General features: G+C 71.3%; 15 protein-coding genes and 3 pseudogenes. 13 read left to right on the top strand and 5 right to left on the bottom strand.

The window, feature by feature from the left end; translation table 11 throughout:
- Window positions 1–53 precede the first annotated feature (53 nt).
- Entirely contained in the window at window positions 54–2126 is a 2073-nt protein-coding gene (locus ACZ4O3_RS33200) for a glycosyl hydrolase family 28-related protein (protein WP_467725772.1), read from the top strand.
- 168 nt (window positions 2127–2294) lie between these two features.
- Here ACZ4O3_RS33200 and ACZ4O3_RS33195 read toward each other — a convergent pair whose 3' ends face one another.
- From ACZ4O3_RS33195 to ACZ4O3_RS33185, 3 genes are all read right to left on the bottom strand, one after another.
- On the bottom strand, window positions 2295–2534 hold the full coding sequence (locus ACZ4O3_RS33195) for a hypothetical protein (protein ID WP_467725770.1): 240 nt from the start codon (window positions 2532–2534) through the stop codon (window positions 2295–2297).
- 222 nt (window positions 2535–2756) lie between these two features.
- Window positions 2757–3941, bottom strand: coding sequence for a hypothetical protein (locus tag ACZ4O3_RS33190; protein WP_467725769.1), 1185 nt, complete (start codon window positions 3939–3941; stop codon window positions 2757–2759).
- Between the two features lie 67 nt (window positions 3942–4008).
- Complete coding sequence (locus ACZ4O3_RS33185; protein ID WP_467725767.1) at window positions 4009–4272, bottom strand: hypothetical protein; 264 nt, start codon at window positions 4270–4272, stop codon at window positions 4009–4011.
- Window positions 4273–4720: 448 nt separating this feature from the next.
- Here ACZ4O3_RS33185 and ACZ4O3_RS33180 point away from each other — a divergent pair, with 448 nt between their 5' ends.
- From ACZ4O3_RS33180 to ACZ4O3_RS33170, 3 genes are all read left to right on the top strand, one after another.
- Window positions 4721–5329: a CGNR zinc finger domain-containing protein gene (locus ACZ4O3_RS33180; RefSeq protein WP_362716443.1), complete on the top strand. Its 609-nt coding sequence runs from the start codon at window positions 4721–4723 to the stop codon at window positions 5327–5329.
- A gap of 153 nt (window positions 5330–5482) precedes the next feature.
- On the top strand, window positions 5483–6148 hold the full coding sequence (locus ACZ4O3_RS33175; protein WP_467725765.1) for a hypothetical protein: 666 nt from the start codon (window positions 5483–5485) through the stop codon (window positions 6146–6148).
- 174 nt (window positions 6149–6322) lie between these two features.
- The gene (locus ACZ4O3_RS33170; protein ID WP_362716437.1) at window positions 6323–6943 is read left to right on the top strand and encodes a sigma-70 family RNA polymerase sigma factor; all 621 of its coding nucleotides are present in this window, start codon (window positions 6323–6325) and stop codon (window positions 6941–6943) included.
- 106 nt (window positions 6944–7049) lie between these two features.
- Here the strand turns inward: ACZ4O3_RS33170 and ACZ4O3_RS33165 are convergent, their stop codons facing one another.
- Window positions 7050–7265, bottom strand: a complete 216-nt coding sequence (locus ACZ4O3_RS33165; RefSeq protein WP_362716434.1) for a heavy-metal-associated domain-containing protein — start codon at window positions 7263–7265, stop codon at window positions 7050–7052.
- A gap of 326 nt (window positions 7266–7591) precedes the next feature.
- Between ACZ4O3_RS33165 and ACZ4O3_RS33160 the strand changes: the two genes are divergently transcribed.
- The 8 genes and pseudogenes from ACZ4O3_RS33160 to ACZ4O3_RS33125 all read left to right on the top strand — a co-directional run bounded on the left by ACZ4O3_RS33160 (window position 7592) and on the right by ACZ4O3_RS33125 (window position 13882).
- A complete protein-coding gene (locus ACZ4O3_RS33160; RefSeq protein ID WP_362716431.1) occupies window positions 7592–7855 on the top strand; it encodes a hypothetical protein in 264 nt (87 codons plus the stop codon).
- Window positions 7852–10149 (top strand): heavy metal translocating P-type ATPase, encoded by a 2298-nt coding sequence (locus ACZ4O3_RS33155; RefSeq protein ID WP_467725763.1) that lies wholly within the window; start codon window positions 7852–7854, stop codon window positions 10147–10149. The genes ACZ4O3_RS33160 and ACZ4O3_RS33155 overlap by 4 nt, the downstream gene beginning before the upstream one ends.
- A 302-nt stretch (window positions 10150–10451) precedes the next feature.
- Window positions 10452–10859: pseudogene (locus tag ACZ4O3_RS33150) on the top strand (glycosyltransferase); the annotation flags it as partial.
- A 212-nt stretch (window positions 10860–11071) separates the two neighbouring features.
- Window positions 11072–11841: pseudogene (locus tag ACZ4O3_RS33145) on the top strand (DUF4142 domain-containing protein).
- A gap of 116 nt (window positions 11842–11957) precedes the next feature.
- Window positions 11958–12371 carry a cytidine/deoxycytidylate deaminase family protein gene (locus ACZ4O3_RS33140; RefSeq protein ID WP_362724572.1) on the top strand — a complete coding sequence of 138 codons (414 nt, stop codon included), beginning with the start codon at window positions 11958–11960 and terminating at the stop codon, window positions 12369–12371.
- 48 nt (window positions 12372–12419) lie between these two features.
- Window positions 12420–13298, top strand: coding sequence for a menaquinone biosynthetic enzyme MqnA/MqnD family protein (locus ACZ4O3_RS33135; protein ID WP_467725762.1), 879 nt, complete (start codon window positions 12420–12422; stop codon window positions 13296–13298).
- A pseudogene (locus ACZ4O3_RS33130) lies at window positions 13219–13590 on the top strand (nitronate monooxygenase); the annotation flags it as partial. The gene ACZ4O3_RS33135 and the pseudogene ACZ4O3_RS33130, both read left to right, overlap by 80 nt.
- 7 nt (window positions 13591–13597) lie before the next feature.
- Window positions 13598–13882, top strand: a complete 285-nt coding sequence (locus ACZ4O3_RS33125; RefSeq protein WP_467725761.1) for a GMC oxidoreductase — start codon at window positions 13598–13600, stop codon at window positions 13880–13882.
- A 61-nt stretch (window positions 13883–13943) separates the two neighbouring features.
- On the opposite strand, the gene ACZ4O3_RS33120 is transcribed toward ACZ4O3_RS33125, so the two are convergent.
- Window positions 13944–14459 carry a CGNR zinc finger domain-containing protein gene (locus tag ACZ4O3_RS33120; protein WP_467725759.1) on the bottom strand — a complete coding sequence of 172 codons (516 nt, stop codon included), beginning with the start codon at window positions 14457–14459 and terminating at the stop codon, window positions 13944–13946.
- A 199-nt stretch (window positions 14460–14658) separates the two neighbouring features.
- Between ACZ4O3_RS33120 and ACZ4O3_RS33115 the strand changes: the two genes are divergently transcribed.
- Window positions 14659–15528, top strand: coding sequence for an alpha/beta fold hydrolase (locus ACZ4O3_RS33115; RefSeq protein WP_362726051.1), 870 nt, complete (start codon window positions 14659–14661; stop codon window positions 15526–15528).
- Window positions 15529–15547: the final 19 nt, after the last annotated feature.

The raw sequence follows: 15547 nt of genomic DNA, 5'->3' as shown, positions 1-15547 counted from the left end.
CCGTGCGCCGAGCTGCCCTCGGTGACCTCCGCTCCCAGAGAAACGAGAATCCGATGGCGCGGTACACCCACCACCTGTCTGCCGTGCGGCTCGGGAACCGTACGCGAAGACCGGCGCGGACCCTCGTCGCGCTGACCACGGCCGTCGCCGGACTCGTCCTCGGGCTCGGCTCTCCGGCCCCGGCCGCGACGGCGCACGGTGTCCGGGCGGGCACCCCGGTGGTGACCCGCGCCGGGCTCGACCCCGCCCTCGTCGCGGGGCGGGGCGCCGCGGTGGATTTCGACGAACAGGAGGCGGAGAACGCCGCCACCGACGGCACCGTCATCGGCCCCGACCGCACCGCGTACACACTGCCCTCAGAGGCATCCGGCCGCACCGCGGTGCGCCTGAAGCCCGGCCAGTACGTCGAGTTCACCCTGCCACACGCGGCCAACGCCCTCACCGTGCGGTACAGCATCCCCGACGCGCCGCGAGGCGGCGGCATCACCGCGCCCCTCGACGTCTCCGTGGGCGGGGGCCGCCGCACCACGATGACCCTCACCTCGCAGTACTCCTGGCTCTACAACCAGTACCCGTTCAGCAACGACCCCCAGGGCGACCTGCTGCACCCCGACTGGTGGATCACCGAATGCGGCTGCGTTCCCGCCGCCACCAGTCCGACGCCCGCCATCGGCAAGCCGTTCCGGCCGAGCCACTTCTACGACGAACAGAGACTGCTGCTCGGCAAGCGGTACGCGGCCGGTGACACCGTCCGTCTCACCGCGCCCAGGAACAGCACCGCGGCCTGGACCGTGATCGACCTGCTCGACACGCAACTCGTCGGCGCGCCGCACGTCGAGAAACACGCCGTGAACGTCGTCGTGTTCGGCGCCGATCCCACCGGCCGGCGGGACGCGGGCGGCGCCTTCGACCGGGCCATCGCCTACGCCGGGAGACACCACCTCAAGGTGTACCTGCCGCCGGGCACGTACCAGGTGAACCGTCACATCACCGTGGACGACGTGACGATCGTCGGGGCAGGCAGCTGGTACACGATCGTCAAGGGCCACCAGGTCACCCTCGACACGCCCGCCCCCGACGGCTCGGTGCACACCGGTGTGGGCTTCTACGGCAAGGACGCCGCGGACGGCGGCAGCCACGACGTCCACCTGTCCGGCTTCGCCGTCGAGGGCGACGTACGCGAACGCATCGACACCGACCAGGTCAACGCCCTGGGCGGGGCCCTCGGCGACTCGACGATCGACGGCCTGTACCTCCACCACACCAAGGTCGGCATGTGGTTCGACGGCCCGATGACCCGGCTGCGTGTCACCCGCACCGTGATCGCCGACCAGATCGCCGACGGCCTCAACTTCCATACCGGGGTTACCGATTCGAGTGTCTCCGACACCTTCGTGCGCAACACCGGCGACGACGGTCTGGCCATGTGGTCGGAGAAGACGGGCGACGCGCGCAACGTCCTCTCCCACAACACCGTGCAGACCCCGGTCCTCGCCAACGGCATAGCCCTGTACGGCGGCACCGACAACACGGTCACCGGCAACCTCATAGCCGACCCCATCAGAGAGGGCAGCGCCATCCAGGTCGGCTCCCGGTTCGGCGCCGAGCCCTTCGGCGGACAACTGAGGATCACGGACAACACGACAGTCAGGTCAGGGCCGTTCGAGCTCAACTGGAAGATCGGCCTCGGAGCCATCTGGTTCTACGCCCTGGAGCGGGACATCGACGCCGACATCCAGGTCACCGGCGACCACTTCCTCGACAACACCTACAACGCGGTCATGCTGGTCTCCGACTTCCCGGTCAAGGACGAGTACGCGATCCGAGGCGTCCGTTTCAAGGACATCCGCGTGGACGGCACCGGTACCTCCGTGCTCAGCGCCCGCTCCGCCGGCTCGGCGTCCTTCGAGAACGTGGACGCCCGTAACGTCGGCGCGGTCGGCGTCAACAACTGCGGATCCTTCAACTTCCCCGCCTCCGGTTCCGAGTTCACGGTGAACGACCTCGGCGGCAACGACGGTGGCGGCACGACCGGTCCCTGGCTGGCGTCCTGGGAACTGCCGAACACGATCACCTGCGACGACCGGCCCCCGGTGATCCCGCCGGCGGCCCCGGCGCCCTGGTGAGGCACCACGGGTGAGGTCCGCACACCATCGATGACGCGGCGTGCCGGCGGGTCCCGGCGGCACGCCACGTCGTTCCGGGCGGCGACGCGCGCCGGAACCCGACCCGGTCAGGACCCGGACGGAGGCTCTGTTCGAGGAACCGGCGCCCCGCCACCCGCTGCCGCGTCTTCAGAAGGGGACGACCAGTCCGGCCTCTCGCAATCCGGCCGACGCCCTGCTCGTGCATTCGGCGACCGAGGCCCCGTCGGCCCTCAACCCGCCGTCCAGGAGCCCGCCGGAGGCCCGGAACGTCCAGGCCGGCTGACCGTCACGCATCCGCTCCGCGTCGACCCGGATCATCGCGTCCTCGACGCCGCTGTCCGGATCCGCCTTGGGCCGCCGCCCCCCTTGGCCATGGCCACCGACCACCTCTTTCTCCCCTGCCCGGGGGCGGAGCGGCCGATGGTACGGCCTCCCTCCTCGTGCAGGCGCTGGAAGGTGCTGAGGCAGGTGCGCGTCCGCCGGAGGACCGCCGCCCCCGCGTCGTCGGGCTGGTCCCTGGTACCAGGCGTGCTGTGTTCGGGAGTCGGATCGGCCACATGCACCTGAAAGCGGAGCTCGGCTGTCATGGAGCGTGCGTGCCTCTTGGTCTCATGCCCGTGAAGTGACGGCGGTCGCACGCAGGGGCGCGGTGTCGGTCACCGGGTACGGACCGACCGGTGCGAAGCGGTCCGCGTCCGCGTCCGCGCCGGCCCGGTGGGCCGTGGGTGTGTCGCCGGTTGCGGACCGGCGCCCTGCGGGCAGGTCGTCTGCCGTCTGGGCCGGGGCCGGGGCCGGGGCGGCGGGCGCCGGGCCCTGTCCGGTGGCGCGGAAGGTCAGCAGAACCGCGGAACCCGCGGCCCACAGGACGAGTGTCGCCAGCGGGGCGAGGACGTGCGAGCCCTGGAAGTAGCTGAGGTCGGCGACGGCGCGGACGGCCGCGCCCGGCGGCAGCAGCTCCGACAGGATCCGGGCTCCGCCGGGCATGAGGTTGATGCCGATGGTCGCGCCGCTGGTGGAGTTGCCGACGGTCAGGAGCAACAGGGTGGCGACGGGGATGCCGAGCGGGCCTATGTAGGTGGCCAGCATCTTCGTGGTGAAGGCCGCGGCCGCGGCCAGCAGCGCCAGGACGAAGGCGAGAGGGAGGAACGGGGCCGGGACGGCTCCGAGGACGGGGCCGGCGATGGCCGCCGCGACGAGGCCCGACGCCGCGGCGAAAGCGGTCATCAGGGTGAAGCGGTGCCGCAGGTGGAGCAGGTTGCTGAGGCCCACGACGTTCTGGGCGAGGGCGAAGCCGGAGAGGGTCACTCCGAAGGAGACGTAGAAGCCGGCCAGGCCGCGGGCGTCGTACCGTTCGAGCGGCACGACGTCGGAGACGCTGAGGTGCCGGTCGGCGCCGTGTGCGTAGGCTGTGGCCAGATTGGTGACCGCGGAGGTCGTCGAGAGGCCGTTGGCGCTCGCGACGTCGAGCTTGAGGTCCTTGGCATGGGCACCGGCGCCGAGCACGGCCACGACATCGCGGTGACGCAGTGCGTCGCGTGCCTCGGCGGGGGTGTCGCCGCGCCGCACGTCGATCGAGTCGCCCAGGGCCTGCTGGACCTTGTCCGCCAGCTTCTGACCCGTCACCGCCACGGGGATCCGGTGGGGCTGGGGATCGCGTGTGAGCCCGATGTAGCAGGTGACGAACGCCGAGACGATGACCAAGCCGATCAGGAACGGCTGGAGCCAGAGGCGGACGGGATAGCGGCGCTTGTGCCGCGGGGGGCGGGGCTGGGGATGCACTCCGGGTTTCTCCATGACTGGTGACGGAACGGCGGCAGTGAGAGTGAGGGGGACAGGACGATGTGGTCGGCGCTCGGCCAGGTCAGGACGTCGCTGAACGGGGCCTGGGGTGTCCGGGCCGGTCAGCGGCCCCGAAGTCGACGGCGCGTCGAGGCTGCTTCGCCTTGAGGGCCTTGACGGCGCAGGCGAGCCTCCTGGTGACGTCGTCGGTCGTGAACAACGGCATGGCGGTGTCGGACATCGCCTCGTCCGCCGCGGAGACGCCACCGACGGCCCGGACGCTCGGCGACCCGGTGGATCCCACCGGGCAGGGTGTGGCGTCGAGTTCAGCGGCGTCAATGATCATCTTCGGACCTCCGTCGGGTTGAGGCGCGGTCCACGACTACCAGGAGTGGCTCGCACGACGGTGCTGAGCACCTGTCCTCAAGGTGCAAATGTTCGTGCGACAGAATCGTATTCCTTTCAGATATGTCGCATCGATGCGATGCTCGCCACGGTCCTGATCGCGAAGGTGCCGTTCAACGGCGGACTCCCTTGGGATCCGGGCTCGAAGGAGGGCGCCTGTGGTGCGTAGAGTGCGACATGTGCATGCATTCTTTGTGTCTGTTGTTTGCTTCAGTTACCTTCGAGTGGAGCTCGCGGAAGTCGCATGGCTCCCCGGCCGGCCTGGCCGGCCGGGGAGCACTGTGGGCCCGGCCGGGTCCGTCAAGGGCTGAGCGCTACACTGGAACGTGTAATAACTGAATAGGTCATGGCTATGTCGGCGTGACCGCAGTCACCGAAAGAGACCCGCGATGTCCTGGACCGCGACAGCCCGATACGGCCTGGCGCCCGCCCCGGGCGGGCTGGCCTTCGTGCAGGACCTGCTCAACACGCTGTCGGCAGGCAAGCCGCGCGAACCCGACCTCCTGCAGACCGCCGACGACGCCCGGGCCTGGCTCGACCAGGCGCTGCGGAGCTGGAGCGCGGCGACCCGCCGGCCCGCACCCACCGTCGAACTGACCGCCGAGGACGTGCGGGGGCTCCAGGGCTTCCGTGAGGACCTGGCCCGGAGCCTCCACGCCCAGCACGAAGGTGACACCGCTCCGGAGCCCGCCCCGGTGGCCTCGCTGCTGACCCTGCCCACCGCCTTGCGGCTCGACGAGCACGGAATCGTCCGTGCCGAGCCTCGCGGTACGGGATGGCGCCAGGCCGCGTCACTCGCCCTCATCGAGATCCTCCAGGCGCAGTGCACCGACACCCTGCGCCGCCTGAAGACCTGCCGCAACCCCCGCTGCCTGACCGCCTTCTACGACCGCTCCCGCAACAACAGCGGCGTCTGGCACGACGTCCATGTCTGCGGAAACGCGGCCAACCTGCGCAACTATCGTGCCCGCAAGCGGGCCGGCGCCGACCAGGCCTGACGGTTGGCTCTCCTCCAGGAGTCGGGCCCGAGAGTGCTCGAGTTCCAGGCAGCTCACGTGATTCAGATCACATGCTGGGGATCGGGTGGGAACGCCTGTGGGTTCCGTGCGGCAGCCCCGCCGTCCGGATTCCGGGTGCCAGGATGTGGCGCCATGACAGCAGGGTGGCGTTCTCGCGCGTTGCGGGCCGCGGTGTTCGCGGTCGTGTGCGTGCTGCTTGCCGCCCTGGGCCACGTGATGATGTCCGGCGGCGAGGCGCCCGCGTGGGCGCTGGCGGCCGGGGTCCTCGCGACCGGCGCCGTGGGCTGGTGCCTGACGGGGCGTGAGCGGGGGATGCCGGCGATCGTCGCGGCCGTGGTCGCCGCCCAGGCGCTGCTGCACGAGGGATTTTCCTTCGCGCGACCGGCGGCCGGGGCGTTCGTCCCCGCGGATTCCATGAACATGGGTGACGCGCATTCCATGAGCATGGGCCTGATGCGCGGCGGCTCCATGGGTATGGCCCACATGGATCACCTTGACCAGGTGGGCCGCTCCCTGGCCGGGGCCTCGCCCTCGCCCGGCATGCTGGTGGCCCACCTGGCGGCGGCACTGCTGTGCGGACTGTGGCTGGCGTACGGCGAGCAGGCCGTCTACCGCATCACGCGCGCCGCCGCCGGATGGCTGACGGCGCCGCTTCGTCTGCTGCTCGCCCTGCCCGCGGCCACTCATCACCCGCCCGCGTGCCCGGGCGGACGCCATGCGGACCGGGCGCCCTGCCTGTTCCTCCTCGTCCACGCGATCACTTCTCGGGGCCCACCGCTGACGTTTGCTGTCGTCTGAGGACAGCCGGCTTCCCGGGGCACCCCTCATGGCGTGTGCCTCGGGCCACGGCCGTACGACCGCACACCGGCGCAGTGTCGCCGCCGTGCGGTAGGCCGTTCCCCCACTTCACCGGACCTCGCTGGGCTCTCGTGCGCCCTGGTCCGGATCACGGTCGACCGAGAAGGACACCAGGTGATCACCTCTGCCCTGCCCGCGCGTACCAGGAACGGCAAGACGGCGGCGCTCGACGAATCGATCACCGCGTGGGCGCTGGCCGCCCGACGCGGTGACGCCGACGCGGTCGAGCGGTTCGTGGGCGCCCTGCAGCGGGACGTCCGGTGTTACGTCGCCCAGTTGTGCGGCGATCCCCAGGCCGTGGACGACCTGGCACAGGACACGTTTCTGCGGGCGCTCGGCAGCCTGCACCTGTTCGAGGGGCGCTCCTCGGCCCGCTCCTGGCTGCTGTCCATCGCCCGCCGCGCGGTCATCGACAGCTACCGGTACGCCGCCGCCCGCCCGCGCCGGAGCGACGTGCCGGACTGGCAGCTGGCCGTCGAGCTGGCACAGCCCCGCGACCTGCCGGGCTTCGACGACGGCATCGCGCTGCTGGACCTGCTGGCCGCACTGCCCGACGAACGCCGTGAGGCGTTCGTCCTCACCCAACTGCTCGGCCTGCACTACGAGGAGGTGGCCGGCGTCAGTGACTGCGCGATCGGCACGGTCCGCTCCCGGGTGGCCCGTGCCCGCGCAACCCTCATCGGCCTGCTGGAACAGGCTGAGGCGACGGACGAGCCCGCCGCTCTCGCGGGCTGAGGGCAGGCGCGACGCTGACGCACGCACGCGTGCGGTCTGCGGAGAAGGCCGGACAGGAGCGGCTGGCGGGCCCTGTCCGGCCTTCCCGGCGCGAGTGGCGCGTAACTCAGGCGGCGACCGTGCCGGCGATGCCGTATCCGGCCTCGACGATCGCTGCGCGGATCCGGCTGTCGTCGAGGTCCGTTCCGTGCACGGTGACGGACCTGGCGGCGACGTCGACCACGACCTCGCTCACTCCCGCGACCTCGGAGACCCCTTTTCTGATGCTTGACGCGCAGTGCTCACAGCTCATGCCGGTGACGTTGTACTGCTTCTGTGCCATGGCGCAACTCCTCGATGCCAATGGGGGTTTGGATGGTCCACGGACGTATGGGGTCAGACGTTCAGTCCCTTTCCGTCACCACAACAGTCGGTTGGGCGGAGCCGGAAGTTCCGGAGCGGCTGTGCCGGTGCCGGAACGGAGCACGAGGGCAGGACGCCTCCACGGCGCCGGGCCGGCTGCGGGCTGTTCCTTCACCCGGCCCGATGTGTGTCGTACGTCACGTTTTGATGCGGGAACTCGATGTTTCGTCCCGCCGACTACTGAAGCGTCACGGCATCAGCTGCCGTTTCGCGTACGACGGTTCGATGTGACCAGGAGGGTCGAGCATGGCCGAGATCCGACAACCGTCCCACCCTGCCGGAGTGACCGCCCGCAGGCTGCTGCCGCCCCCGGCGCTGTGCGGCTTCCTGCTGCTCCTCGTCCTCGTGTTCTCGGCGTCCTACGCCGCCGGATCGGCCGCAGGACCGGTGGCGCCCGGCATGCACGGGACCGGGAGCGGCGGAGGAGGCAGCGGCGGCGACGGTGGTGGCGGGAGTCAGGGCGGCGGTATGGAGGACATGCACGGGATGACGGACGGGAGCGGCCGGTGACGGCGGGCGAAGCGCTGACCGGCCTCGTGGTCACGGACCTCACCGTCGGCGGGATGACCTGCGCGGCCTGTGTGCGGCGGGTGGAGAAGAAGCTCGCCAGGCTGGACGGCGTCACGGCCACCGTGAACCTCGCCACCGGCGTGGCCCGGGTCAGCCACCCCCAGGGCGTCGCGCCGCAGGAACTCGTCACCGCGGTCGAACAGGCGGGCTACCAGGCCGCCCTGCCCGCGCCGCCCGTCCAGGAGGGCGAGAGGTCGGCGGACGCGGACGTTCCCGAGGCCGCCGACCGGCAGGAGCGCGAGCGGCTTCTCGTCACCGCGCTGCTCGCCGTCCCCGTGCTGGTGCTGTCGATGGTGCCCGACCTTCAGTTCCGCAACTGGCAGTGGCTGTGCTTCGCGCTGGCCGCCCCGGTGGCGGCGTGGAGCGCCTGGCCCTTGCACGAGCGGGCACTGCGCGGACTGCGCCACTCCGCCGCGACCATGGACACCCTGGTCTCGCTGGGTGTGGTGGCGTCCTTCTCCTGGTCGGCGTACGCGCTGTTCCTCGGAGGAGCGGGAGAGGCGGGGATGCGGATGCCGTTCAGCCCGCTGCCGTCCGCGTCGGACGGTACGGCGCACGTCTACCTGGAAGCGGCGGTGAGCGTGCCGCTGTTCGTGCTGACCGGGCGGTACCTGGAGGCGCGGGCGCGCCGGGGGACCGGGGCGGCCCTGCGGTCGCTGGGGGACCTGGCGGCCAAGGAGGTCTCCGTCCGCGACGAGCACGGCGAGCGGCACGTGCCCATCGGGCAGTTGAGGGCCGGGCAGGTCTTCGTCGTGCGTCCGGGCGAGCGCGTCGCCACCGACGGCCGGGTCACGGAGGGCAGTTCCGCCGTGGATCTGTCCCTGGTCACCGGAGAGAGCGAACCGGTCGAGGTGAGCCCGGGCTCGGCGCTGGTCGGCGGGGCCGTCAACGCCGGCGGGCTGATTCTCGTACGGGCGACGGCCGTCGGCGCGGACACCCAGCTCGCCCGGATCACCCGGCTGGTCACGGAGGCGCAGGCGGGCAAGGCACGGGCGCAGCGACTGGCCGACGCGGTGGCCGGAGTGTTCGTACCGGTGGTGCTGACGATCGCGGTGACCGTCCTCGGGTTCTGGCTCGGTGCCGGTGCCGACCCGCAGGCGGCGCTCACCGCCTGCGTGGCCGTCCTCGTCGTGGCGTGCCCCTGTGCGCTGGGCCTGGCCACCCCGACCGCCCTGATGGCCGCCACCGGACGCGGGGCGCAACTGGGCGTGCTGGTGAGCGGTCCGCGGACACTGGAGGCGCTCCAGCACGTGGACACGGTCGTCCTGGACAAGACCGGCACCCTGACCTCCGGTCACATGACCGTCGTCCGGGTGGCCACCGTGCCCGGCGGCCCGGCACCGGAGGAACTGGTCCGCCTGGCCGGAGCGGTGGAGCAGGGCTCCGAGCATCCGATCGGACGGGCGGTGACGGCGTACGCGCGCCGCTCGGCGAACGAGGAGCCACTGCCGGACGTGGTCGGCTTCACCGCTGCCGCGGGCTGGGGTGTCACCGGGCGCGTGCTCGGTCGTGCGGTCGAAGTCGCCGCACCAGAAGGGGAGTTGCCGCCTGCGCTGGCCGAGGCTCTGGCCGTGGCGGAGGAGGAGGCGTACACGTCCGTGGTGGTCCGGGTGGACGGCCGGGCCGCGGCGCTGCTCGCCGTCGGCGACCTCGTACGGCCCGGCAGTTACCGTGCCGTGGAGCGGCTGCGACGACTGGGCATGCGCCCGGTGCTCGCCACCGGGGACCGCGAGGCTCCCGCGCGGGCGGTGGCGCAGGCACTCGGGATCGACGAGGTGCACGCCCGCTGCTCCCCGGAGGACAAGGCCGGCCTGGTCCGACGGCTGCAGGAGGAGGGCCGCCGGGTCGCGGCCGTCGGCGACGGTGTGAACGACGCGGCCGCGCTCGCCGGCGCCGACCTGGGCATCGCCATGGGCAGCGGCACGGACGTGGCCATAGGGGCGGCCGACCTGACCCTGGTGCGCGGCGACATCGAGGCGCTCGTGGACGCCGTACGGCTGGCCCGGCGCACGCTCGGCACCATCCGCGCCAATCTGCTGTGGGCCTTCGGGTACAACGTCGTCACCGTGCCCCTCGCCATGGTGGGACTGCTCACCCCCATGCTCGCCGCCGCCGCGATGTCGGTGAGTTCCGTTCTGGTGGTGGCCAACAGCCTGCGGCTGCGCGGCTGGCAGCCGGCGCCGGACGGCGGCCGAGGGCGCGGAACACGGTCAGGGAAGGCGGCGGTTCTGTGAAGTGGACGAAGACGGTGCTCGGTGACCGACGGCGGCTGAGGGACGGCGCTCGCCGTCCTTGTTCCCGTCGCCGCGTGCATCGTGGCACTGGCGGGCCTGACCGCCTGGACCGGAACCGGCAGGGCGGGCAGTCCCGCACGCATGACAGTCACGGACGGACGCGTCCTGTTGCCGTCCGCCGGGGCGGCGCAGACGGCCGCGTTCTTCCGCATCGGTAACGAGGGCGGCTCGGCCGCCAGCCTGATACGCGTGACCTCGGGCGACGTCCCCGGCGGCACAGCGCTTGCCCGGCACCGTATGACCGCGGCCGGGCCGGCCTGGAGGCGATCGACGACCAGGACGACTGTTTCGTCGTGGGCGAGGCCAATCAGCAGGCGCTGTTCACCAGGGTCGCCGCCGTCGTGCATCACGGCGGGGCGGGCACCACGACCACGGCCGCCGGAGCCGGAGCACCCCAGGTGGTGGTGGCCCAGGCCGGGGACCAGGCGTACTGGGCCGGCCGGGTGGCCGAACTGGGCGTCGGCGCGGCACACGACGGCCCTGCCCCGACCGTCGAGTCCCTGTCGGCCGCGCTCGGCACGGCCCTGGAACCCGGGGTCCGGGCGCGGGCGAAGGCGGTGGCCGCCGCGGTCGTCACCGACGGAGCGGCCGTGGCCGCGCGCCGACTGCTCGACCTGGCCGGGCGGGCGAGGCCACCGAGGCACGCGTGAGCGATACGGCCCGCGGAGGCGGCGGGAGGGTTCTGCCGGGAGGACGGCGGGGCCGCGACGGCTCCGCAGATCACCGGGGTGTCGGTCGATACGCTCGCTGAACAGCTCCCGCAGAGGCTCGTACTGCGCACGCACCCCGTCCGTTTCCCGGTGCGCGTCGCTCGAACCGTCACCAAGGCTGTCGAGCCACGTGCGTCCCGCGCACGTGGCATGTGGCATGTGGCGGGAGCTTTCGTGATCGGCGGGCCGTGAGTCTCGTGCTCGCGGCGTTCGTGTATCCGGGCAGGTTGGGCGCCGGCGCGGCCTCCGCCTCGCACGACACCGTCGTCGCCCGGACGCCGTGGGGTCCGCGGGCCGAGACGGACCGGGACTTCGTCGTGAAGGGCCGGGCTGCTGGACTGTGGGAGTACCCGGTCGGCCAGATCGGTCTGCAGAAGGGCACTTCGAAGGCCGTTGGCACCGCGAGTCAGCACCTGGTCGACGGACACTTCGCACTGGACACCACCTGCCGCAGGACCGCACCCACGCTGAACATCTCCCTGCCCGGTGTCGCGAGCCCCCAGCAGCAGGGATTCGTGTTCACGCTGACGGCCGACAACGGCGAGCAGGTCGACACGGATCTCGCCAACATCCTGCGGATGACACACGGATCGATTGTCAACACGGTGGCGAAGATCCGCTCCACCCCAAGAACACGCTCGTGCGTGCTCCGGCGGACCGGTCCGACGACACCATGCTTGATCACATCACGGTCATGGAGAGGACGGGCCTGGTCAACTTCGAGGAGATCCTCTTGAAGCAGACCAGTCCGCCTACGCTGCCTGCGTCCGACCTGACTCCGCCTCCTCCGTCCTTCGGGCAGCCGATGGTGGTACTCACCCCGCCGCCGAGCGCCACCTCCGCTCCGGTGGACATCGGCGCGGTCGCCGGAGGTGAGGCCGCGGGTGGTGCGGCTCCCGGCCCCGGTCCGACGACCGGCTGAGCCTGGGACAGCCTCATGAGCGGTCTCTCATGAGGCGTTTCCAGACCGCCGATATTCGCTTGCACACCGTCGCCGGTCGGGTCAACGTCGCCTGACACCTGACGAAGGCGGAGAAGATGACCACGCTGACCCACCCTGTCGACCACGAACTCATCGAGGCCGCGGCGCACCTCGCGCGCACGCGCTGCCGGGGCGACAACCACACCATGGCGGCCGCGGCCCGGGCCCGGGACGGGCGGATCGTCACAGCGATGAACGCGTACCACTTCACCGGGGGACCGTGCGCGGAACTGGTCGTCATCGGCGCGGCGGCCGCCCAGGGCGCCTACGAGCTGGTCACGGTCGTCGCCGTGGGCGACCGTGACCGGGGCGTCGTCCCTCCATGCGGCAGGTGCCGCCAGGCTCTTCTCGACTACTTCCCCGACATCGGGGTCATCGTCGGCACAGGAGACCGGGTCCGAACCGTCCGCATCACCGACTTGCTGCCCGAAAGCTACGTCTGGGGCGCCCACCAGCCCGACGCCGGGTAGACCGTACGCGGGGGCAGGAGGCGGAGTACGACGTACTAGCCTGTCGGCGTGGAGATCTCTCACGTAGCTCGTGTCCCGCACGAGCCGGGGAAGCGGCCGCGGGTCGGGCACATTCAGTTCCTCAACTGTCTGCCGATCTACTGGGGCCTGGCCCGCACCGGCAGTTTGCTCGACCTGGAGTTGACCAAGGACACTCCGGACCGGCTGAGCGGTCTGCTGGTCGACGGGACCCTGGACATCGGTCCGATCGCCTGCATGGAGTACCTCAGGCACGCAGAGGACCTGGTGCTGCTCCCGGACATCGCGGTGGGCAGCGACGGGGCGGTGACCTCCTGCCTGATCGTCAGCAAGGTCCCGCTGGGTGAGCTGGACGGGTGCCGGGTCGCGCTGGGCTCCACCTCGCGCTCGTCGGTACGTCTGGCCCGGCTTCTGCTGGAGGAGCGGGAAGGGGTCCGCCCGGAGTACTTCACGTGCCCGCCGGACCTGCCGGTGATGATGCAGGACGCGGACGCCGCGGTGGTCATCGGTGACGTCGCGCTGCGCGCGTACCTTCACCAGGCCGAGGAACTGGGACTGTTGGTGTACGACCTGGGCGAGATGTGGAAGGCGTGGACCGGTCTGCCGTTCGTCTTCGCGGCCTGGGCCGTCCGCAGGGACTACCTGGCGCGGAACCCTCGCATCGTGCGTGAAGTGCACCGGGCTTTCGTGGAGTCCCGGGACCTCTCGATGGCCGAAGTCGACAAGGTGTGCGAGCAGGCCGCCCGGTGGGAGGCCTTCGACGAGCAGGCGTTGCGCCACTACTACACCGAGGCCCTCGACTTCTCCTTCGGCGAACGCCAGCTTGCGGGTGTCCGCGAGTTCGCCCGGAGGGTCGCTTCGGACGCGGGGTTCGACCCCGGGTTGGAGATCGAGGTTCTCCGGCCGTAGCAGTTCGGCGTCGTCTTCATCACGCCGTTCCTTCCCTTCACCGAACCGCATTTGGAGGTCGCTCGGAAGAGCGGCCGGACGTCCTCGTGGCGCAGGGCGCCGAGACGGGTGGCCATACCGGCACGATGGGCCTGCTGCCGTTCCTGGCCGGGATCGTGGGCCGCACCCCGATGTTCCGGTGCGGGCCGCAGGGGGCGCCGGCGACGGCCGGACTCTCGCGGCCGTCCTCCAGGCCGGGGCGGACGGCGCGCGGCTGGGCACGGCGTTCCTCGCCACGCCCGAAGCGTTCGAGGTGCACGATGCCCACAAGCGCCTGGTCGCCGAGAGCGATGGCGGCGACACGGTGTGGACGTGGGCCCACGGCATCGTGCCGGGCCTGTCCTGGCCGGCGGCCATCGGTGAACGGGTCGGCCGCGACCGGTTCACCGACAAGTGGGCGGGATCAGGAGGTCTACGGAGTCGAGCGGCTCCGTGTCGTCGGCGCGTCGGTCATGCCGACCGTCACCAGCGGAAACACCAACGCACCCACGATCATGATCGCCGAAAGGGAGGCCGAGCTGATCAGGGAGCGGCCCTGCCGCTGAACCCGGCGTCGCCCGGCGGCCTCGTGCGCGGTCGGCGACGACAGCCTGACGGAGCCGGGTGTCACCCGGCGGCGGCCTCGCGGGTGCGCTGGTAGTGGCGCCGTGCCTTCATCCGGTTGCCGCAGACGGCCATCGAGCACCAGCGGGCCCTGTTGGTCTTGCTGCGGTCGATGAGGAACAGGCGGCACTCCGGGTTGCCGCACGCGCGCAGCCGGCCCGGCATGGTCTCCTGCAGTGTGCTCCAGGCCAGGACCGCGGCCACCGCCAAGCCGCGTTCCACGGGTGCGTCCACCTCCCACGCCACCCCCGCCGCCGACAGCCGCGGGCGCGAGGTGACGTCCTTGAGCAGCGGAGCCAGCGAGGCGGCGGGCCGGTCGCCGCTGACGACGTCCCGCAGGAGATCGCGTGCCTGGACCAGGTGACCGTGCTCTTCCGGACTGCCCGTACCCCCGTGGGCGAGCTGCCAGGCCCTGGCGGCCTCCAGGTCGGCCAGCAGGTCCTGGACGGCGCCGTTGACCACGGGTGTGCTGTTGAGGAGCTCCAGCAGCGCGTCCTGCTGCTCCCGGCCGGTCACCATGGCAGCCCGCCTCCTAACCGCATCGATTGACTTGACAGGTTACATCAAGGCGGGCTGACGGCTGCGCGTCGGCATGAGGCCTGGATATCGGCTTCCGCCCCTGCCGGTCGACCTAACCCTATAACTTCACTTGACTGGTTAGATCGCCTGTGCTCGACTGGATGCATAACCAGTAATGGCCGCCCGAAGGGTTAGATCTATGGTTCCCGTAGTCCATCACCGCACCGTCACCGTCAACGGCCTCGACGTCTTCTACCGGGAGGCCGGCGACCCCACGGCGCCCGCCGTGGTCCTCCTGCACGGCTTCCCGACCAGCTCGCACATGTTCCGCAACCTGATCCCGGCGCTCGCCGACCGCTACCGCGTGATCGCCCCCGACCACATCGGGTTCGGTCAGTCCGCCATGCCGGGCCTCGACGCCTTCCCTTACACCTTCGACGCCCTCACCGACGTCACCGCCGGCCTCCTCGCGCAGCTCGGGGTCGACCGGTTCGCGATGTACGTGCAGGACTACGGCGCCCCCATCGGCTGGCGCCTTGCCCTGCGCAACCCGGACCGGATCACGGCGATCATCACGCAGAACGGCAACGCCTACGAGGAGGGCTTCGTCAAGCCGTTCTGGGACGGCGTCTTCGCCTACACCGACTCCCCGGGCCCCGAGACCGAAGCCGTCATGCGCGGCGCCCTCACCCTGGAGAGCACCCGCTGGCAGTACCTGAACGGAGTCGCCGACCCCACCCTGGTCAGCCCGGACAACTGGGTCCACGACCAGGCGCTCCTGGACCGCCCCGGCAACGACGAGATCCAGCTCAGCCTCTTCCGTGACTATCCCACCAACGTGGCGCTCTATCCGCGGGTCCACCGGTACTTCAGCGACTCGCGGGTGCCACTGCTGGCGGTGTGGGGAGCGAACGACGAGATCTTCGGCCCCGACGGCGCCCGGGCGTTCAGCCAGGATCTGCCCGACGCCGAGATCCACCTCCTCGACTCCGGGCACTTCGCCCTGGAGAGCAAGCTGGAGACCATCACCGGGCACATCCGTGACTTCCTGGGCCGGGTCCTCGCCTGACGGCTCCGCCCAGCACCCC

This window comes from Streptomyces sp. NPDC026515 (assembly GCF_055567595.1).
The sequence above is the reverse complement of the archived record's forward strand: the minus strand, read 5'-3'. Positions and strand labels throughout refer to the sequence as shown.